Origin of the sequence: Nocardioides sp. J9, from assembly GCF_007829375.1 — a bacterium.
In the GTDB taxonomy this organism is placed as follows: Bacteria; Actinomycetota; Actinomycetes; order Propionibacteriales; family Nocardioidaceae; genus Nocardioides.
In genome coordinates this window covers 92,657-112,603 of record NZ_VLJQ01000088.1, presented here as the reverse complement: position 1 = coordinate 112,603, position 19,947 = coordinate 92,657, and the positions used below count along the sequence as shown (strand labels likewise).

Annotated in this window: 19 protein-coding genes; 9 read left to right on the top strand and 10 right to left on the bottom strand. The window is 72.5% G+C overall.

Annotated features, from left to right (window positions below; all coding sequences use genetic code 11):
• Positions 1-239: 239 nt before the first annotated feature.
• The 3 genes from L615_RS15340 to L615_RS15330 are packed head-to-tail and all read right to left on the bottom strand — an operon-like array spanning position 240 to position 2,622.
• Positions 240-749, bottom strand: a complete 510-nt coding sequence (locus tag L615_RS15340; RefSeq protein WP_232221870.1) for a MarR family winged helix-turn-helix transcriptional regulator — start codon at positions 747-749, stop codon at positions 240-242.
• A gap of 49 nt (positions 750-798) precedes the next feature.
• Entirely contained in the window at positions 799-1,362 is a 564-nt protein-coding gene (locus tag L615_RS15335; protein ID WP_145725628.1) for a GNAT family N-acetyltransferase, read from the bottom strand.
• Between the two features lie 45 nt (positions 1,363-1,407).
• Positions 1,408-2,622, bottom strand: coding sequence for an acetyl-CoA C-acetyltransferase (locus L615_RS15330; protein WP_028657361.1), 1,215 nt, complete (start codon positions 2,620-2,622; stop codon positions 1,408-1,410).
• A 152-nt stretch (positions 2,623-2,774) separates the two neighbouring features.
• Between L615_RS15330 and L615_RS15325 the strand changes: the two genes are divergently transcribed.
• On the top strand, positions 2,775-3,671 hold the full coding sequence (locus L615_RS15325) for a thioesterase family protein (RefSeq protein ID WP_145725627.1): 897 nt from the start codon (positions 2,775-2,777) through the stop codon (positions 3,669-3,671).
• Between the two features lie 3 nt (positions 3,672-3,674).
• Here L615_RS15325 and L615_RS15320 read toward each other — a convergent pair whose 3' ends face one another.
• The 6 genes from L615_RS15320 to L615_RS15295 form a co-directional block, all read right to left on the bottom strand.
• Positions 3,675-4,460, bottom strand: a complete 786-nt coding sequence (locus L615_RS15320; RefSeq protein WP_028657359.1) for an enoyl-CoA hydratase/isomerase family protein — start codon at positions 4,458-4,460, stop codon at positions 3,675-3,677.
• Positions 4,461-4,481: 21 nt separating this feature from the next.
• On the bottom strand, positions 4,482-5,081 hold the full coding sequence (locus L615_RS15315) for an RNA polymerase sigma factor (RefSeq protein WP_186449886.1): 600 nt from the start codon (positions 5,079-5,081) through the stop codon (positions 4,482-4,484).
• Positions 5,082-5,159: 78 nt separating this feature from the next.
• Complete coding sequence (locus L615_RS15310) at positions 5,160-5,537, bottom strand: hypothetical protein (protein ID WP_028657357.1); 378 nt, start codon at positions 5,535-5,537, stop codon at positions 5,160-5,162.
• Between the two features lie 452 nt (positions 5,538-5,989).
• Entirely contained in the window at positions 5,990-6,532 is a 543-nt protein-coding gene (locus L615_RS15305) for an RNA polymerase sigma factor (RefSeq protein ID WP_028657356.1), read from the bottom strand.
• An 819-nt stretch (positions 6,533-7,351) separates the two neighbouring features.
• Positions 7,352-7,735, bottom strand: a complete 384-nt coding sequence (locus L615_RS15300; RefSeq protein ID WP_232221869.1) for a globin — start codon at positions 7,733-7,735, stop codon at positions 7,352-7,354.
• A gap of 8 nt (positions 7,736-7,743) precedes the next feature.
• Positions 7,744-8,775 (bottom strand): mechanosensitive ion channel family protein, encoded by a 1,032-nt coding sequence (locus L615_RS15295; protein WP_084255659.1) that lies wholly within the window; start codon positions 8,773-8,775, stop codon positions 7,744-7,746.
• 84 nt (positions 8,776-8,859) lie between these two features.
• Here L615_RS15295 and L615_RS15290 point away from each other — a divergent pair, with 84 nt between their 5' ends.
• Both L615_RS15290 and L615_RS15285 read left to right on the top strand, forming a co-directional pair.
• A complete protein-coding gene (locus L615_RS15290; RefSeq protein ID WP_145725625.1) occupies positions 8,860-9,228 on the top strand; it encodes a hypothetical protein in 369 nt (122 codons plus the stop codon).
• Between the two features lie 5 nt (positions 9,229-9,233).
• Positions 9,234-9,593, top strand: a complete 360-nt coding sequence (locus L615_RS15285; RefSeq protein ID WP_145725624.1) for a DUF5130 family protein — start codon at positions 9,234-9,236, stop codon at positions 9,591-9,593.
• A 369-nt stretch (positions 9,594-9,962) separates the two neighbouring features.
• Here the strand turns inward: L615_RS15285 and pepN are convergent, their stop codons facing one another.
• Positions 9,963-12,560 carry an aminopeptidase N gene (gene pepN, locus L615_RS15280; protein ID WP_145725623.1) on the bottom strand — a complete coding sequence of 866 codons (2,598 nt, stop codon included), beginning with the start codon at positions 12,558-12,560 and terminating at the stop codon, positions 9,963-9,965.
• 221 nt (positions 12,561-12,781) lie between these two features.
• Here pepN and L615_RS15275 point away from each other — a divergent pair, with 221 nt between their 5' ends.
• From L615_RS15275 to L615_RS15250, 6 genes are all read left to right on the top strand, one after another.
• Entirely contained in the window at positions 12,782-14,413 is a 1,632-nt protein-coding gene (locus tag L615_RS15275) for a CHAP domain-containing protein (RefSeq protein WP_084255657.1), read from the top strand.
• Between the two features lie 64 nt (positions 14,414-14,477).
• Complete coding sequence (locus tag L615_RS15270; RefSeq protein WP_028657349.1) at positions 14,478-15,110, top strand: DsbA family protein; 633 nt, start codon at positions 14,478-14,480, stop codon at positions 15,108-15,110.
• Positions 15,111-15,415: 305 nt separating this feature from the next.
• Entirely contained in the window at positions 15,416-17,206 is a 1,791-nt protein-coding gene (gene metG / locus L615_RS15265) for a methionine--tRNA ligase (protein ID WP_145725622.1), read from the top strand.
• Complete coding sequence (locus tag L615_RS15260; protein WP_036519517.1) at positions 17,206-18,054, top strand: hypothetical protein; 849 nt, start codon at positions 17,206-17,208, stop codon at positions 18,052-18,054. Before metG ends, L615_RS15260 begins: the two co-directional genes overlap by 1 nt.
• A 31-nt stretch (positions 18,055-18,085) precedes the next feature.
• Positions 18,086-19,012 (top strand): GNAT family N-acetyltransferase, encoded by a 927-nt coding sequence (locus L615_RS15255; RefSeq protein ID WP_145725621.1) that lies wholly within the window; start codon positions 18,086-18,088, stop codon positions 19,010-19,012.
• Positions 19,013-19,029: 17 nt separating this feature from the next.
• Positions 19,030-19,938, top strand: coding sequence for an alpha/beta hydrolase (locus L615_RS15250; RefSeq protein ID WP_051486314.1), 909 nt, complete (start codon positions 19,030-19,032; stop codon positions 19,936-19,938).
• The last annotated feature ends 9 nt before the right edge of the window (positions 19,939-19,947 follow it).

Below are 19,947 nucleotides of genomic sequence, written 5' to 3'. Positions count from 1 at the left end.
CGGCGTCTGTGTGTGATTCCGGCTTGCGCGGGGGAGTGGTGACGCCGGCGGCGGGGTCCCCGCTCGGAGCCTTCGCGAGGGGGCCGGCGGGAGGCGCCGCAGGCGCCTGGGCCGACCACGTCGGGGACCGGCTCCCGGCGGGCCCACGACCCACCCACCAGCCAGACCCGCCCACCGCCAGACCCGCCCACCGCCAGACCCACCCAGCAGCCAGGCCGCGCCACGCGCGCGGGCACGGGTCAGCGCAGCTCGCGCTCCGGGTGGGCGTCGATGAGCTGGTCGCAGACGGCGTCCATCACCCGGCCGAGGGCCATCAGGTCCTCGTGGGGGACGAGGTCGACGAGGGACTGGCGGACGGTCTCGACGTGGCTCGGGGCGGCGGCGCGCAGGACGTCGTACCCGTCGTCGGTGAGCAGGCAGACGACGCCGCGGCCGTCGTCGGGGGAGCCGGCGCGGCGGACCAGGCCGGCTGCCTCCATCCGCTTCACGGTGTGGGTGACCCGGCTCCGGCTGTGCGCCAGCGACGCCGCGAGGCGGGCCATGCGCAGCTGGCCGTCGGCCTCGGAGAGCCGGACGAGGATCTCGTACTCGACCGCGGACAGGCCGTGGTCGCGGCGGAGGTCCTCGTCGATCCGGTCGAGGAGGAGGGTGGTGCCCAGCAGGAACGAGCGCCACGCCCGCTGCTGGTCCTGGTCGAGCCACCGTGGCTCGTGGCGGGTGGCCACGGCGGCGGGATGCTCGTCAGTCACCGCCTCAGTCTAGGACGAGGCCGCCCCCGAATCCGGTGAGGCCGGGCCGTCAGAGGTCGTGGCGCATGAGCACCCGCGGGTGCCCGGCCAGCACCGACGTGGTGTCGGTGACGTAGCGGAAGCCGGCCGCCTCGAAGTTCGCCCGGAGCCCGGCGTAGGCCATCGTCAGGTCGACCTTCGCGCCGTTGTCCAGCGGGTAGGCCTCCACGGCGGGTGCGCCCTGGGTGCGGGCGTGCTCGACGGCGCCGGCGATGAGGGTGTGGGAGATCCCACGGCCGCGGTGGCCGGGGCGGACCCGGATGCACCACAGCGACCACACGGGCAGGTCGTCGACGTGGGGGATCTTCCGGTTGCGCGCGAAGGAGGTCGCCGAGCGCGGCGCGAGCGCCGCCCAGCCGACCGGCTCGTCACCGTCGTAGGCGAGGACGCCGAGCGGGCCCTCCTCGAGCAGCCTCGCGACGTACTCACCCCGCGCCGGGCCGCGCAGCTCGTTGTTCAGCCTCGACGGGATGCGGTAGCTGAGGCACCAGCAGACGTTGGCGTCCGGCCGCTTCGGCCCGACCAGGGTCCGGACGTCATCGAAATCGGCGGCGGGCCGCACCTCGATGCTCATGCACCGAAGGTACGACCCGCCGCCGACAAGCAGGCTCGTCGAGCGTCAGGACAGGCGCTCGAGGATGAGCGCCATGCCCTGACCGCCGCCGACGCACATGGTGATCAGGCCGGTGCTCTTGTCGTGCCAGTCGAGCGAGTTGAGCATCGTGTTCTGCAGGCGGGCGCCGGTCATGCCGAAGGGGTGGCCCACGGCGATCGAACCGCCGTTGACGTTGAGCTTCTCCATCGGGATGCCGAGGTCCTCGGCGGAGGGCAGCACCTGCGCGGCGAAGGCCTCGTTGATCTCGACCAGGTCGATGTCGTCGATGGTCATGCCGGCGTGCTTGAGGGCGTTGCGGGTCGCCTCGACCGGGCCGAGGCCCATGATCTCGGGGGAGAGGCCGGAGACGCCGGTCGACACGATCCGGGCGAGCGGGGTCAGGCCCAGCTCGGCGGCCTTGGTGTCGGACATGATCACGACGGCGGCGGCACCGTCGTTGAGCGGGCAGCAGTTGCCGGCGGTGACCACGCCGTCGGGGCGGAAGACCGGCTGGAGCTGGGAGAGGGCCTCGTAGGTGACCCCGGCGCGCGGGCCGTCGTCCTTCGTCACGACGGTGCCGTCGGCGAGGGTGACGGGGGTGATCTCCCGCTCCCAGAAGCCGTCGGCGATGGCCTTCTCGGCCAGGTTCTGCGAGCGGACGCCGAACTGATCGAGGTCCTCGCGCTCGAGGCCGCGCATGCGGGCGACGTTCTCGGCGGTCTGGCCCATGGCGATGTAGATGTCGGGGAGCAGGCCGTCCTCGCGCGGGTCGTGCCAGTCCTGGCCGCCCTTGGCGTACTCCTCGGTGCGCGCCTGGGCGTCGGCGAAGAGCGGGTTCTTGGTGTTCGGGATGTGGTCCGAGGTGCCGAACTGGAAGCGCGAGACGGTCTCGACGCCAGCGGAGATGAAGACGTCGCCCTCGCCGGCCTTGATCGCGTGGAAGGCCATCCGGGTGGTCTGCACCGACGAGGAGCAGTAGCGGGTGACCGTGGCGCCGGGGATCTCGTAGCCCATGAGCGTGGTGACGATGCGAGCCATGTTGTTGCCGGCCTCGCCGCCGGGCAGGCCGCAGCCGAGGTAGAAGTCGTCGACGTCGTTGGGGTCGAGCGCGGGGACCTTGTCGAGCGCGGCCTTCGCGATGAACGCGGTGAGGTCGTCGGGGCGGAACTCCTTGAGCGAGCCCTTGTTCGCCCGCCCGATCGGCGTACGGGCGGCGGAAACGATGACGGCCTCGGGCATGGGCACTCCTCGGTGAGCGGTGAGAGTCGAACCCGCACAGACTAGTGCGGGCCAGGTAGAACAGGTTGCAGTCGTGGCGGACGCCACACTACGCGGTGACGCTGGGTGGTCGCCGTCCGCGGCACCGACGCGCGCGTGGAAGCATGCGGGGCGTGCGGCACCGCTACGAATGTCCCCTCCGCTGGGCTGACCTGGACCTGCTGGGCCACGTGAACAACGTGAAGTACGTCGACTACCTGCAGGAGGCGCGCTCGGCGCTGCTGCGCAGCTGCCTCAAGGCGGCCGGGGTCGAGCGGCACGGGGACGCCTACGTCGTGGTCCGCCACGAGGTGACCTTCCGGGCGCCGCTGATGTTCCGCAAGGAGACGGTCTCGATCGAGTCGTGGGTCAGCGAGCTCCGCGCGGCGAGCTTCACCCTCGACCACGAGATCTTCGACGAGGACGAGGCCGGCAACCGCACGGTCTACCTCCGGGCGCGGACCGTGCTCGCCCCGTTCCTCCAGGCCGAGGCCAAGCCGCGACGGCTCACGCCCCAGGAGCGCGAGGCGCTGGCGCCGTACGCCGAGGTCGACCCCGACCGCGCGCCGGCCGGCCCGGTGCGCGTCGAGGTGCCGCACGACCACGCGACGCACTTCCCGCTGCAGGTGCGCTTCTCGGACGTCGACATCTACCGGCACGTGAACAACGTGAAGTACGTGGAGTACTTCCAGGAGGCGCGCATCGCGATGATGCGACGCCTCAAGGGCGCGCTCGAGGAGTTCCCGCGGCTGATGGTCGTGGTGGCGCAGACGAACCTCGAGTACGTCACGCCGATGGTCCTGCGCAGCACGCCCTACGACTGCTGGTCGACGGTGACCGAGTTCGGCACGAAGTCGATGACGGTCGACGCCGAGATCACCTCCGACGGCGAGGCCGGGCGTGTGGTGCACTCGCGGGCGCGGGTCGTGCTGGTGTTCTTCGACCTGGAGACCCAGCGCTCGATCACCCCGCCGCCGGGCTACCGCGAGGCCGTCCTCGCCGCGCTCGGCGGTCCGCTGGCCGACGGCTGAGGCTCACCAGCCGGCCGGCAGCCCGGTGAAGTCCGGCTCCCGGCCCTCCGCGAAGGCGGTGAGGGCCTCGAGGTTCGCCGGACCGCCCATGAGCTCGGCGAAGGCGGCGTTCTCGCGGTCCCGGGCGGCGCGGACCGCCTCCCGGTGCGGCTCGGTCATCGTGCGCTTCACCGCGACCAGCGACGAGATCGGCCGTCGGGCCAGCAGCGTCGCGTGCTCGCGGGCGACGGCCATCAGCTCCTCCGGCGGGCAGACCCGTCGGACCAGGCCCATCTCCCGAGCCTCCTCGGCGGAGACCCACTCGGCCGAGAGCAGCATCCACGCCGCGTCCTGGCGGCCGACCAGCGCCGGGAAGAGGTACGACGACGCGGCCTCGGGCGCGACCCCGAGGGACGTGAACGGGCACTTCAGGCGGGCGTCGTCCGCCATGAAGGCGAGGTCGGCGTAGCCGAGGATCGTTGCGCCGATGCCGAGGCCGATGCCGTTGACGGCGACCACGAGCGGCTTCGGGAAGTCGACCAGGGCGTCGACGAGCCCGATGAAGCCGTGCTTGCCGCGCTCGAACGCCGGGTCGGTGGCCATCTGGTGCATCTCGAGCAGGTCGGTCCCGGCGCTGAACGCCCGGCCGGCGCCGGTCAGGAGCACCACCGCGACCGAGGGGTCCTCGGCTGCCTCGAGCAGCGCGTCCGCCGTGGCGTCGTACAGGGCCTCGTTGAAGGCGTTGAGGGCGTCCGGCCGGTTCAGCACCAGCGTGCGCACCCGGTCCTCGTCGGACACGATCAGGGTCATGGGACCAGAGTAGAACGTGTTCTATGTCGCGTCACCGGCATCGACCGGCGCGGCGGGCTCGGGCTCGCCGAGCACCGATCGCAGCCGGCGCAGCCCGCGGTGGCGGGCGACCCGGACCGAGACCGCCGACATGCCCAGGGCGGTCGCGGTCGTCGCCACGTCGAGGTCGAGCACCTCGAGGCAGGCGATGACGTCGCGCTCGCGCGGCGGCAGGGCGGCGAGGGCCTGGCGCACCCACTCGTCGGCGATGAGGCTGCCCTCCGGCCCCGCGACGGCCTCCTCGGTGCCGGCGCCGATCAGCTCCAGCCCGCGGGAACGGGTGCCGGAGCGTCGCCACGCGTTCGCGCCGTGGTTGCGGGCGATGCCGAAGAGCCAGCCGCCGAAGTCGGCGGTGTCCCCGTGGAAGTCGGCGATCCGCTCCGCGGCGACCATCCAGGTGGCGGCGGCGAGGTCCTCGGCCGACTCGGTCCCCGCGACGGAGCGGGCCTCGAGCCAGAGGAGCAGACGGCCGGCGTGGGCGCGGTAGAGGTCGCGCCAGGCCAGCGCGTCACCGCGCTTCGCTGCGGCGACGCAGTCGTCGTCGGCGCGCACTGCCGTGTTCCACCCCTGCCTGTCCGTCACGTCCTGACGTGACGTCCGGACCTGCGTCCATTGTCCACTGCCGGTCCAGTATCCAGCAGCGATTCGCGGGGGTGTCCTTTACCTGCCGTGACCGTTTCCGGCGCCGTGGCCGCGGGGGTTGCGGTGCTGCGGGCCCTTCTTCTTGCCACGCGGACCGGCGTCGCGGTCGCGGTGGCCCGTCGTGCCACGTGGACCGGCGTCGCGGCCCCGGTCGCCGGCGCGGGGGCCCTTGCCCGGCCCGTGGCCCGGCGTACCGGTCAGGCCCGGGGGACCACCGTTGCCGTGCTTCTCCCAGCCGGTCTTCCGGCCCTTGTCGGCCCCCTTGCGGGCACCCGGCAGGTCACCGGACTTGCGCGCCTGCTCGGCTGCGCGATCGACGCCGCGGCCGGTGCCGTCGGTGTCGGAAGTCGTGCCCGGCAGCCCCGGGGACAGGGGGCTGCCGGGCGTGGTGGACACGTCGGGTTGTGGGGTTCCGACGTTTCCGTGACTCGGCGGTCCGGAGGGCTCCTGCTGGGCGGGGCTGTCGGCGGGGGACAGTGGGATGTCGCCGCCGTGTGGGATTTCAGCTGCCCAGGTCGCCGCTGCGATCACGGCCACGGAGGCCGTCGCGACGATCATGCGGAGTCCAGCCGACCGAGCCGTCCGTGGGGCGACCGGCTGCGAGCTCGCTCCGAGCTCGGCCAGGACGCCGAGGAACACCGGATCGGGCTCGAGCGTCGGCGCTGCGACGCGGAGCCGTTGGGTCCGGTGGTTGCTCATGTCTCGTCTCTGCTGCGTGGTGCTGCGTGGTGCTGCGTGGTGCTGCGTGGTGCTGCGTCGTACGGGGTGATGCGGGTGGTGCCCGGACAGTCCCACCCCCAGAAGGGGACTGGCCTTCACGGGGTACATGTAGCCAGCGGCGCCGGGTGTTACATCGACTCGGAAACTTTTTCGCGGCTCACCTGCTGGCGCAGCCGCTTGAGTGCCCGGTGGTGCGCCACGCGTACGGCGACGGCGCTGATCCCCAGCGCGGTCGCGGTCGTCGCGACGTCCATGTCGAGCACCTCGCGGCAGGTGACCACGTCACGTTCGCGCTCGGGCAGGGTCGCCAGCAGCTGGCGTGCCCAGCCGACGTCGGTGGAGCCAGACTCGGGGCCCGGCACCGGCTGCCCGGCGGTGTCGTCGAGCGCGATCCGCTCCCGGCGAGCTGCGTGCCGGTGGGCGTTGGCGGAGAGGTTGCGGGCGATGCCGAACAGCCAGCCGGCGAACTCGTCGGAGGTGCCGTGGAAGCCGGCGACCTTCTCGGCGGCGACCAGCCAGGCGCCGGAGGCGATGTCCTCGGGACCCTCGTCGCCGCAGGGGCGCCCGCGCAGCCAGACGACGAGCCGGGAGGCGTGCGCCCGGTAGAGCTCACGCCACGCATCAGGATCGCCCCGCTTGGCCGCGGCGACGACGTCGTCGTCCGTCGTCACCGGGCCCGGTCCACCAGCGCTTCCTGCGGCCGGGGGGAGCGGCGGGCGCCGCTGTCGCTGTCGGGGCTGGGAGCAGTGCGGTCACCCGGCCGGCCGCCGAGCGGCGGCACGTCCGGGACGGGGAGACCCGGAAGTCCCGGCAGTGAGGGCACGGCCGGGACGTCGGGAAGCTGGGGCAGGGTCGGGAGCTCGGGCAGCTCGCCGCGACCGGGTGGGTCGCCCGGAGAGGGCACGGACGACGGGGGACCGGGGCGACCGGAGGGGCGCCCACGGTCCGGGTCGGGCGTCGCACGCCCGGACCCGGTGCCCTGCGGCACGGTCGGGTCCGCGGGGTCCGCCGGCTCGGCGCCGCCGGTGGGCGGGGCGGGCTCGGTCGGGGACGGCGTGCGCGCCTCGTCGGGTTGTGGGTCGGCCGGCTGGTGCGTGACGCGCTCCTCGGGGCGGAACGGAGACTCCGTCCCGGGCAGGGCACCCGCTGCCCACGAGGTCGCACCGACCGCGATCGCACCCCCCAGCACAATCGCGGCCCGTGCACCAGCCGACCGACCCGGTCGCGCAGCAGGAGCGGTCGAGCTCGCACTCAACTGCGCCAGCTGCGCGAGCAGCACCGGATCCGGATCGGCTGGACGCACCTCGGCGCGCAGCGTCTCGATCCAGTCCGGACGGGTCATGGCATCTCTCTCGAGCTGTGCCGCCGGGCCGGTCCGGCCGCGACGGGAGGGCGTGCCCTCATGAGATACCTGTCGCGCGGTCCGCCGTGCGTTACATCCCCGCCGAAAAGAATTTCCGCCCGGTCCTCCCGCCTGAGCGGGGCGAGGGTCAGCCGGGGGTGTTGACCATGAAGTTCGCGGCGTGGGTGACGTACTCCCAGAACCGCGCGTCCTGCTCCGGTGTCAGCTCGACGCTGTCCAGGCCGGCGCGGAAGTGGTGCAGCCAGCGGTCGCGCGCCTCGCTGTCGACGGCGAAGGGGGCGTGCCGCATCCGCAGCCGGGGGTGGCCGCGGTGCTGCGAGTACGTCGTGGGGCCGCCCCAGTACTGCACCAGGAAGTGCAGGAAGCGCTCCTCGGCGGGGCCGAGGTCCTCCTCCGGGTACATGGGACGCAGCACCTCGTCCTGGGCCACGCCCTCGTAGAAGCGGGCGACGATGCGGCGGAAGGTCTCGAACCCGCCGATCTCCTCGTAGAAGGTCTGCTCCTGCTCCACGTCGCCCATCATCCCTCGCTGCTGGTCGCGGGCCGCGCGGCAGGGGTGTCGGTGTCGACCTCGCGACCGCGGGCCTCGGCCTCCTGCGCGCGCCGGTCCTCGCGGTGCCACACCACGCGCTGCGCGAACGGGATCTCGATGCCCTCGTGGTCGAAGCGCGACTTGATCCGCTGGCGCAGGGCGCGGGCGACGGCCCACTGCTCGAGCGGGGCGGTCTTCACCATCACCCGGAGGGTGACCGAGTCGGCCGCGAGCATCTCCACGCCGGTGACCTCGGGCTCCTCGATGATCACCTTGGCGAAGTCCTCGTCCTCGCGCAGGCTGTGGGCGACCTCGCGCAGCACCTCCTGCACACGGGTCAGGTCCTCGCCGTACCCGACGCCGACGTCGACGACCGCGCGCGACCAGTTCTGGCTCATGTTGCCCACGCGCATGATCTCGCCGTTGGGCACGTACCAGACCGTGCCGTTGACGTCGCGCAGCCGGGTCATCCGCAGGGTGACCGCCTCGACGGTGCCGCTGGCCTCGCCCACGTCGACGACGTCGCCCACGCCGTACTGGTCCTCGATGAAGACGAAGATGCCGGCCAGGAAGTCCTTGACCAGCGACTGGGCGCCGAAACCGAGGGCGAGGCCCAGGATGCCGGCGCTGGCGATGATCGGTGCGATGTCGACGCCGAGCTCGCTGAGCGCCATCGTGCCGATGACCGCGGTGAGGATGAAGGTGATGATGCTCTTGAGCAGCCCGGCCATGGTGGCGGCGCGCTGCTTGCGGCGGGCGGTGACGGCGGACTCGACCCGCTCCGGGAGCACGCCGCGCTCGGCGCGGCGGGCGATCCGGTCGACGAGGCGGTGCAGGACCCAGCGCAGCACGATGCCGAGCAGGATGATCGCCAGGATCGCCAGCGGCTTGCCGATCAGGACGTCGGACCACTGGGCGAGGCGCCGGTTGTCGGTGAGGTCCCAGACCAGCTCGCAGACCTGCTCGCCCTCGGCGCAGGGGTCGGTCTCTGCCGCGACGGTGAGGAGGGAGGCAAGCATCCCGACAGTCTCGCAAACGGCTGGGCGGGACGGATGAGGGCCACCACCTGCCCCGTCAGGAGCAGGTGTCGATATCCTCCTCCCGTGACCAGCACTGTTGTTCGACGCCTCCTCGCCCTGTGCTCCCTCCTCGGGGTGAGCGCTTCGCTCGTCGTGGCSGGTGCGAGCGCGGCCACCGCCGACACTCCTGAGCCCCGTCCGGGCAGCTGGGAGGCGAAGCCGGACGTGGACCTGCTCCAGGCGTTCCTGGTGCTCGGCGGCATCCCGCTGCTGGTCTTCGTGGTCATCACGCTCCTCTACGTCGCCCCGGCGCTGGCCAAGGGCGAGGACCTGCGGCCCAGCGCGCTGGAGCCCGAGGCGCAGTGGCTCGGCGGCCCGCGCAAGGCGCCGGGCGAGCTGGCCGCCCCTGACTCCGCCGACTCCAAGGCCGGCGGCGCCGGCGGCAGCTGGTAGTCGCCATGCCCGCCAAGGCCCTCTCCGCAGCCGAGCAGGCGAAGCTCGACGTCACGATCCGAGCCGTGGAGCAGGCCTGCCGTGCCGAGATCTCCGTCTACATCGGCGACGTGGCGGGTGACCCCCGCGAGTTCGCGACCAGCCTCCACAACACCCTGGTGCTGCCCGCGCGCAGCGTGCTGGTGATGGTCGACCCCGCCCGCCGCCTCGTCGAGATCGTCACGGGCGGCCACGTCCGCGAGCGCCTCACCGACGAGGAGTCCCGCCAGGCCGTCGCCGCCATGACCGAGCGCTTCGCCGCCGGCGACCTCGCCGGCGGCCTCGACCGCGGCATCCAGCTCCTCGGCGAGCTCGCCAGGGACTGACCTCGGCGCCTCGTCGCCCGGGCGCTCGATCGCTCAGTCGCCCCGGGCGCGGTAGTCCCTGACGAAAAGCACCGTCGTACGGCGTGTCCCGGTGCTTTTCGTCAGGGACTATCCCGTCGCTGCCCCCTGCCCCGCCCACCCCTCGGACGGTTCCCGTTCGTCTCCGGCTGGGGTAGTCCCGGGTCAAGAGCACCCTGGGACGGCGTGTCGCGGTGCTTTTCACCCGGGACTATCCCGCCGAGCGAGTCGCTGACTGTCGGCGATGTATCGCCTCCGCGACCGGTGGGTACGACGACGGCCCGGCACCGTGGCGGTGCCGGGCCGTCGTGTCGACGGGTCCTGTCGGCGTCGTTCCGTGAGGGGCCGGGATCAGCCGCGGTGGTGGGCGGCGTCGGCGGCCTGCGCGGCGAGGGCGCGGGCGACGTCGGCGCGGCCCTCACGGACGTAGCGGACGGCGCCGGGGTTGACCGTGTCGGCGTGCTCGGCCAGCCAGCCGTCGACGGCGTCGAGCGTCTCCCGGGTGGCGACCAGGCGCGGGAAGATGAACTCCAGCGCGACCGAGGCCTTGTGGGCGCCGAGGCGGTCCCAGGCGCCGGCGACCTCGGCGAGGTAGCTGGCGACGTAGGGCGCGAGCACCTCCTCCTGGCCGGTCTGCCAGAAGGCGAGGACCACGCTGCGCTGGGTCTCGTTCGGCGTGGCCGGGTCGAGCACGGCCTGGCGCCACGCCCGCTCCTTGGCCTCCGCGGTGGGCATCGCTGCGCGGGCGGCCGCCGACTTCTCCTGGCCGGAGATGGTGTTGTCGGAGGCGAGCTCGGCGTCGATGCGCGCGTCGTCGGCGCGGCCGACCCGGGCGAGCGCGGTCAGCAGGCCCCAGCGCAGGTCCTGGTCGACGGCGAGGCCGTCGAGGACCAGCGAGCCGTCGAGGAGTGCCTCGAGCTCGGCGATCGCGTCGTCGCTGCGGGCAGCCGAGGCCCAGGCGCGCGCGAAGGTCAGCTGGTGGTCGGTGCCGGGCTCGGCCGAGGCGAGGAGGGCGCGCAGGCCCTTCTCCCAGCGCAGCGCGAGCTCGTCGCGGGTGGCGGGGTCGCTGTAGAGGGTGACCGCCTGCGCGGCGTACACCGGGATCCGGCTGACGCCCCAGGCGTCGGTCTCGCTGCCGATGTTGCCGAGCACCAGCTCGACGTACTCGGTGGCGGAGAGCTCGGCGTCGCGGGTCATGTCCCACGCGGCGCTCCAGACCAGCGCGCGAGCCAGCGAGTCGTCGAGGTCGGACAGGCGCGCGACCGCGGTGGCGCGGGAGTGCTCGTCGAGGCGGATCTTGGCGAAGGCCAGGTCCTCGTCGTTGAGCAGCAGGAGCTCCGGCTGGGCCTTGCCGACCAGCTCGGGCAGCTCGGTGCGCTCGCCCTCGACGTCGACCTCGACGTAGTCGGTGCGGACCAGGCGGCCCTCGACGGTGTTGTAGAAGCCGATGCCGAGCCGGTGGCGGCGCAGCGTCGGGTGGTCCGCCGGCGCTGTCTGCAGCACCGAGAACGAGCCGTAGGTGCCCTGCTCGGTGAGCTCGAAGGCGGGGGAGAGGGTGTTGGTGCCCGCCGTCTGCAGCCACTCCTGCGCCCAGCCGCTCAGCTCGCGGCCCGACGCCTTCTCCAGCGCGGTGAGCAGGTCGGTGAACTCGGTGTTCGAGAACTCGTGGTCCGTGAAGTACTGCCGCAGCCCGGCGAGGAAGGGCTCGAGCCCGACCCACGCGACCAGCTGCTTGAGCACCGCCGCGCCCTTGGCGTAGGTGATCATGTCGAAGTTGACCTCGACCGCGTGCAGGTCGACGTTGTCAGCCGCGATCGGGTGCGTCGAGGGCAGCGAGTCCGCGCGGTAGCCGGTCTGCTTGCGGGCGTTGGTGAAGCCCGTCCACGCGTCCGTGTACGACGTCGCGTTGGCCTCGGCGTGGTAGCAGGCCCACTCGGCGAACGACTCGTTGAGCCACAGGTCGTCCCACCACTTCATGGTGACGAGGTCGCCGAACCACATGTGGGCCATCTCGTGCAGGATCACCGAGGCGCGGAACTCGTAGAACGAGCGCGGCTGCCGGGAGCGGGGGAGGTACTCGTCGCGCAGGGTCACGCAGCCGGCGTTCTCCATCGCGCCCATGTTGTACTCCGGCACGTAGAGCTGGTCGTACTTCACGAACGGGTAGGGGTAGCCGAAGGCGTCCTCGAAGAACTCGAAGCCCTGCCTGGTGAGCGTGACGATCTCGTCGCGGTCGCGCTCGAGGTACTCCTTGAGCGACTGGCGGCAGTAGTGGCCCAGCGGGATGGTGCCGTGCTTGCCCTCGTAGGTGTCCTGCACCTCGTAGTAGTCACCGGCGACGATCGCGGTGATGTAGGTCGACATCGGCTTGGTCGCCGGGAAGTTCCACACGGCGAGCTCGTCGCCCTGGCCGTTGGTGGTGCCGAGCGGGGACGGCTGCGGGGTGGTCGCGTTGGAGACGACCTTCCAGTGCGCGGGGGCGGTCACGTTGAAGGTGAACGGCGCCTTGAGGTCGGGCTGCTCGAAGGTCGTGAACACGCGGCGGGCGTCGGGGACCTCGAACTGCGAGTAGAGGTAGACCTTGCCGTCGGCCGGGTCCACGAAGTGGTGCAGGCCCTCGCCGGTGTGCGAGTAGGTGCAGTCGGCCTTCACGACGAGCACGTTCTCGGCCTGCAGGTCCGACAGCGCGATGCGGCTGTCGGCGTACACCTCGGCCGGGTCGAGCGCCACGCCGTTGAGCGTGACCTCGCGGACCGTGGCGTCCACCAGGTCGGCGAAGGTCGTGGCGCCGGGCTGGCGGCAGGTGAAGGTCAGCGTCGTGGTGGAGCCGAAGGTCTCGACGCCGGCGCGGGTCGCGTCGCTGAGGTCGAGGTCGATGACGTACGAGGTCACGTCGACGAGCGCGGCGCGGGTGGCCGCCTCGTCGCGGGTGAGGTTGGTGCCGGGCATGCCTGACATCCTCGCACCCGGCCCCGCATTGTCTGACAACGGGCAGCGAGCTGCCGGCTGGCCCGTTGTCGCTCCGCTCGGGCGCCAGCCAGGCAGCCGACCCGAAGGGCGGCGAATCACAACGATGTAACTTTCGAAAGTCAACGCGACACGCCGGTGATCAGTGTGTTTTTCGGGGTTTTTGTTGCGTTCTGTGGCAGTTGTGTCGGAAGGTGTTCCGCATGCGCAGCCGGGGAATGGTCATGCGCTGGGGCATCTCTGTCGCCGCCAGCGCCTTGTTCGCGACACTCGTCGTCGTCGACGCACTCCCCAGGGCGGTGGTCCCGCTCCAGCAATCGGCAGCGACCACCTACCTCTGCAGTGGTTATGCCGCGTGCAAGTCCGCCGGCTACTCCGACGCGGGCTACGGCGCGGTGAGCGGGAAGATGTACTGGCGGATGTACTCCGGCCACAACTGCACCAACTACGCGGCGTACCGCGTCATCAAGAACGGCGGCCCGGCCACCCGGCCCTGGACCGGCGGCGGCAACGCCAGCGAGTGGGGCCTGCAGATGAAGAGCATCACCGACCAGGTGCCCAACGTGGGCGCCATCGCGTGGTGGGGCCGCTACCAGAACGGCAGCGGGTCCGCCGGTCACGTCGCGTACGTCGAGAAGGTGGTCTCCTCCACCGAGATCATCATCTCCGAGGACAGCTGGGGCGGCACCTTCCACTGGCGCCGCATCACCAAGTCCAGCGGCCGCTGGCCGAGCGGGTTCATCCACTTCACCGACAAGAGCCTCAAGGGCAAGAAGGCGCCGGTGGTCTCCGGCACCGCCGCCGTGGGCAGCAAGCTCACCGCGACCAACGGCAACTGGACCACCCCGCCGGGCAGCTACTCCCGTGAGTGGTTCGTCGGGGGCGAGGCCACCGGCGTCACCACCAAGACCTACGTGCCGAAGCCGGCCGACCGTGGCAAGAAGATCGTCTTCCGGGTCGAGGCGCACAAGTCCGGCTACACCTCCGCCGTCCAGGAGTCCGCGCCGACGGCAGCCGTCGTCCCGGGCACCATCAACCTCGTCGAGACCCCGACGGTCGAGGGCACGCCCTTCGTCGACGAGGTGCTGCAGGCGAACCCCGGCACGTGGAGCCCGGCGCCCAAGAACATGGCGTGGCGCTGGTTCGCCGACGGCAAGCGCCTCCCCGACGCCGCCGAGCAGGCACTCCCGCTCACCCGGGACCTGCTGGGCAAGGAGATCAGCGTCGTCGCCGTCGCCCGCCTCGGTGGCTACACCGCCGCCAGTGCGCCCCAGGTGGTCGCCGGCAAGGTCGTCATCGGCGCGATCGAGCTCACCCGCCCGTTCGCCGTCCTCGGCAAGCGCAAGGTGGGGGAGACCCTGACCGTCCGCCCCGGCACCTTCGAGCCCGCCGACGCGGTCCCGACCTACCAGTGGCTGCGAGACGGCATCCCGATCAAGGGCGCGGTCGGGGAGACCTACCGCCTCGTCGGCAAGGACGCCGGGAAGTCGGTCTCGGTCCAGGTCAACATCGGCCGCAAGAACTACGCGGCGCGCAGCGAGGTCTCGACCACGCCGGGCATCGTCAAGAGCCCGCCGACGCTGCGGGTCACCACCGCGTCGCGCAAGGGCAAGGCGATCGTCCGCGCCCGCGTCGTCGCCACCGGCGTCACGCCCGTCACCGGCCGGGTCCAGATCAGGATCGGGCAGTGGTCCCGCAACATCACCCTCGTCGACGGGGAGGCCGTGGTGCAGGTGAAGCGCCCGCTCGGCGTGCGCCCGGTCACGGTCCGCTACCTCGGCAGCACCGTCGTCCCGGCGACCTACGCCAAGACCACGGTCAAGGTCGTCAGGTGACGCCGTCCCGGCGGGACGGCCCGCCGGGACGGAATGTCCAGACCAGTTCCGGGGTTGGGCTGGCATGACGACTGCCACGCCCGACCGCGCCGACATCTGGTTCGACCCGCTCTGCCCGTTCGCCTGGATCACGTCCCGGTGGATCCTCGAGGTCGAGCAGGTCCGTGACATCGAGGTGCACTGGCACGTGATGTCGCTGGCGTACCTCAACAAGGGCCGCGACCTCCCGGACGAGTACCGCGAGCTGCTCGCCCCGGCCTGGGGCCCGGTCCGGGTGCTGCTCGCCGCGCAGGAGCGGTACGGCGACAAGGTGCTCCGCCCGATGTACGACGCCTTCGGCCAGCGGATCCACCTCGAGGGCCGCCGGCTGCACGAGGAGCCCGACGCCGGGCGTGCCCTCATCGCCGAGGTGCTCGCCGAGACCGGCCTCGACGCCGACCTGGTCGATGCCGCCGACGACCCCTCCTGGGACGAGGCCGTCGCCCGCTCCCACCACGAGGGCATGGACGCCGTCGGCGACGACGTCGGCACGCCCACGATCCACGTCAACGGCACCGCCTTCTTCGGCCCGGTCCTGACGAAGATCCCGCGCGGCGAGGAGGCCGGCCAGCTGTGGGACGGCACCGTCGCCGTCGCTGCGTACCCCTACTTCTTCGAGCTCAAGCGCACCCGGACCGGCGACCTCGACTTTTCCTGACGGCGCGAGCGCGTCGCCTGTCGACGGAAGCCGCACGGGCGCTCGCTGCGCTCGGCCCGCGGGCATCCGTCGACGCGGCTGGCGCCGCGGGCGCCGCGCTGCCGCGCCCGCGGTTGGCTCGGGGAGGACCTGCCTCCGCCTGGCGGCAGGCCTCGCCCCGCGGTCCGAGCGTCGCTCCGGTGGTTGAGGTGCGAGGCGCCCCGGCGCCGAGCCTCGAAACCTCCGGGCCCGTCATTCCGGGGCTGTGCTTTCCTCGCGCCCGCGCCGGGTGCGCGGCCCCGGCGCCGGGTCAATAGGATTCGACCATGACGCATGTCCTCTCCGCTGTCGCCTGGCCCTACGCGAACGGGCCGCGCCACATCGGCCACGTGGCCGGTTTCGGCGTGCCCTCCGACGTGTTCAGCCGGTACCAGCGGATGGCGGGCAACGACGTCCTCATGGTCTCCGGCTCCGACGAGCACGGCACGCCGATCCTGATCGCGGCCGACGAGGCGGGGATGACCCCGCAGGAGCTCGCCGACAAGAACCACCGGCTCATCGTCGAGGACCTCGTCGGGCTCGGCGTCAGCTACGACCTCTACACCCGCACCACCACGCGCAACCACCACGCGGTCGTGCAGGAGCTGTTCCTGGGCGTCTACGAGAACGGCTACTTCGTCGAGCAGACGACCTACGGCGCCATCTCCCCGTCGACCGGGCGCACCCTGCCCGACCGCTACATCGAGGGCACCTGCCCGATCTGCGGGTACGACGGCGCGCGCGGTGACCAGTGCGACAACTGCGGCAACCAGCTGGACCCGCACGACCTCGTCGACCCGCGCTCGAAGATCAACGGCGAGAAGCCGGAGTTCATCGAGACCCAGCACTTCTTCCTCGACCTGCCGGCGCTCGCCGAGGCGCTCACCGAGTGGCTCGACGGCCGCGAGGCGACCGGGCTGTGGCGGCCCAACGTCATCCGCTTCTCGAAGAACATCCTCGAGGAGATCCGCCCGCGGGCGATGACCCGCGACATCGACTGGGGCATCGCCGTCCCCCTCGACGGCTGGCGCGAGAACCCCACCAAGAAGCTCTACGTCTGGTTCGATGCCGTCATCGGCTACCTCTCGGCGTCGATCGAGTGGGCCCGCCGCAGCGGCAACCCCGACGCGTGGCGCGAGTGGTGGAACGACCCGGAGGCCCTGTCGTACTACTTCATGGGCAAGGACAACATCACCTTCCACTCCCAGATCTGGCCCGCCGAGCTGCTGGCCTACGCCGGCCGCGGGTCGAAGGGCGGCGAGCCGCGGGAGTACGGCGTGCTCAACCTGCCGACCGAGGTCGTGTCCAGCGAGTTCCTGACGATGGAGGGCAGGAAGTTCTCCTCGTCGAAGAAGGTCGTCATCTACGTGCGCGACCTGCTGGCCCGGTACCAGCCCGACGCCTTCCGCTACTTCGTCGCCGCCGCCGGCCCGGAGAACCAGGACTCCGACTTCACGTGGGCCGAGTTCGTCCGTCGTACCAACGACGAGCTGGTCGCCGGCTGGGGCAACCTGGTCAACCGCACCGCCAACCTGATCGCCAGGAACTTCGGCGAGATCCCGCCGGCCGGCGAGCTCACCGCCGAGGATCAGGCCGTCCTCGACGCGACCGAGGCCGCCTTCGGCGTCGTCGGCGACCTCATCGGCCGCCMCCGCCAGAAGCAGGCCATCGGCGAGGCGATGCGGGCGGTCGCCGAGGTGAACAAGTACGTCTCCGACACCGAGCCGTGGAAGATCAAGGAGGACAGCGATCGCCTCGGCACGGTCCTGCACGTCATGGCGCAGTGCGTGGCCGACCTCAACGTGGTGCTCAGCCCGTTCCTGCCGTTCTCGGCCAACGAGGTCGACAAGGCGTTCGGCGGGGCCGGCGCGGTCGCGCCGATGCCGCGGATCGAGGACGTCACCGACCTCGACGACCCGTCGCGGTCCTACCCCGTGATCACCGGCGACTACACCGCCGTGCCCGCCTGGGGCCGGCAGCCGGTCGAGGTGGGCCGGCCGGTCGCCAAGCCGACGCCGGTCTTCACCAAGCTCGACGCCTCGGTGGTCGACGAGGAGCTCGCCCGGCTGGGCGGCTGATGCTCGGCCCGCTCGCCGACCTCGGCACCCGGAAGTTCTGGCGGGCCGCCGGCCGACCGGTCGACCTGGCCGGCGAGCACGCCTGGCTGCGGGCCCCGAGCAGCGCCGGACCGGTCGTCCGGGACCGCTGGCTGGCGGCCGAGGCCGAGCGGCACGGCGGGTACGTCGACGAGGCGACCCCCGGTGCCGGGCTGCTGGCCTCGATGGCCGAGCTCGACGGACCCGGCTTCCGGGCCGCCGACCTGCTGCCGCAGGTGCGCGCCTTCTACGAGCACACCTCGGACTGGCACGTCGAGGTGTGGAGCGCGTGGGCGCCGTGGGCGTGGCCGGCGGGCGAGCTCGTCTCGCGCCTCTTCGGCAAGCGGGTCGAGCAGCTCGCGCTCCCGACGCGCCCGCTCGACGTCGCCCACGGCATGGACTCCCGCGTCGCTGTCATCCGCGACGGCGCCGGCGGCCAGGTCGCGGCCGGCTGGCTGCGCACGCTGCGCGCCACGGGGGAGTTCGTCTTCAGCGGCTGCTACTCCACGCGTGCCCTGCCGGGCGCCGACCGGCCCTCGGTGCACGTCGCCTTCCCGCTCGAGTCCGGCAACGTCCAGGTCTTCCTGCGCCCGGAGGTCCAGCCCGACGGCTCCCTCCGCCTCGAGTCGCCGCCGGGCGGGTTCGGTGCCGACGGCGCCTACGTGGTCGTCGCCGACGGCGGCCGGACCCACGCCTCCCGTGCGCCGGTCCACGAGAGCTTCCACGTCCACGTCGACGACCACGGGGTGCTGCGCACCGACCACGTGCTGCGGATGTGGGGCGCCACCGCGATGCGCCTGCACTACAAGCTGGAGCCGAAAACCGGTTGAGGGCCCGCCCGCGCCCGGGCGACGATCTGGCATGGCTCCGACGGCACCGGCTCCCACGGACCCCGCCGGCAGTGCGTACGACGTGTGGTTCACCACCGACGCGGACACCTTCCTCGCCCGCGCCGGGGAGGAGCTGGCCCGGGACCCCGTGACCGCCACCGTGGTCGCCTCCATGGCCCGGCGCTGCGCCCGCCACGGGCTTCCCCCGGGAGTGCCTGACGCGTGGTTCGCGGTCGTGTCCGGTGCGGACGGCTCGGTCGCCGGGCTCGCGATGCGCACCGCGCCGTTCGAGCCGTGGCCGCCGTACCTCCTCGCGATGCCGGACGCCGCGGCCACCGCGCTGGCGCGGGCGGTGCTGGACCGCGGCGCCGACGTCGCCGGCGTCGGCGGCCTGCGCCCGGCCGCCGACGTGTTCGCCGCAGCCGTCGCCGACGCGACCGGGCGCCACGTCGAGGTGCACCTGCACAACCGGCTCTTCGAGCTGCGCACCCTCGTCGACCCCCGTCCCGTCCCCGGGCGGCTGCGCGACGTGCGTCCCGACGAGGCGGACCTGGCGCTGGGGTGGATCCGGCAGTTCTTCCGCGACGCCGACGCCCAGGCCGGCCGCGCGGCCGGGCACCTCACGGAGGCGACGGCCTTCTCCCTCGACGACGTGCAGCGGTGCATCGGCGACGGCGTGCTGTGGTTCTGGGTCGACGAGGACGACCGCCCGGTGCACCTGACGGGTGCGAATCCGCCCGCGCACGGCGTCAGCCGCATCGGCCCGGTCTACACGCCTGCTGTGGACCGCGGCCGGGGTTGGGGCGGCGCCGCCGTCGCCGAGGTGTGCCGCCGGCTCGCCGACCGCGGCGACCGGGTCACCTTGTTCACCGACCAGGCCAACCCGACGTCCAACAAGCTCTACCGGGCCCTGGGCTTCGAGCCGGTCGTCGACACCGTCCAGCTCGCCATCACCTGACCACTACCGTGGCGGGCATGGCCCTGCACCCCCAGGCCCGGCGCGCCGTGGAGGCGTCCGCCGGCGAGATGCCCGTGACCGACCCCGACTACGACATCGCGGCCGCGCGTCAGCAGGACCGGGCCGAGGCGGCGAAGCTGGAGAAGGTCCCGGTCGCCGAGGTGCGCGACGTGGACGCCGGCGGTGTGCCGGCCCGCCTCTACCTGCCGGAGGGGTACGACGCGGTGGTCGTGCACGCGCACGGCGGCGGCTTCGTCCTCAACGACGTGCAGGTCCACGACGCGGCGGTGCGCCGCTTCGCGACGATCGCCCGGGTCGCCGTGCTGAGCGTCGACTACCGCCGCCCGCCCGAGCACCGGTTCCCGGCGGCGCCGGACGACCTGTCCGCCGCGATCGGGTGGCTGGACACCCAGCCCGGGCTCGCCGACCTGCCGACCTTCTCCCACGGCGACAGCGCGGGCGGCAACCTCGCCCTCGTCGCCGCGCTGCGCCACCCGGGCCGGTTCACCGGCGTCGCGCTGATCTACCCGTTCCTCGACCCGGCGGCGTCCTTCGACTCCTACCGCACCGCCGCCGAGGGCTTCGACCCTGCCGAGGCCGCCTGGTTCTGGGAGCAGTACGCCGCCTCGCCGGCGGACCTGACCGACCCGGACCTCGCGCCGCTGCTGTCCGGGAAGCTCCACACCCTGCCGCCGACGCTGGTCACGACCGCCGAGCACGACCCGCTGCGCGACGAGGGCGAGCACCTCGTCCACCTGCTGGCCGAGGCCGGAGTCGAGGTCGTCGGCACCCGCTACCTCGGCCAGGTCCACGGCTACTGGCGGCACGTGACGGTCTTCGACGCCGCGGAGCCCGCCATGAGGCAGGTCGCCGGGTGGATGCGGATGCTCGTCGAGCGGGCCCGCGGCGAGTCCCCGCGGCCCTAGCCCGGCTCA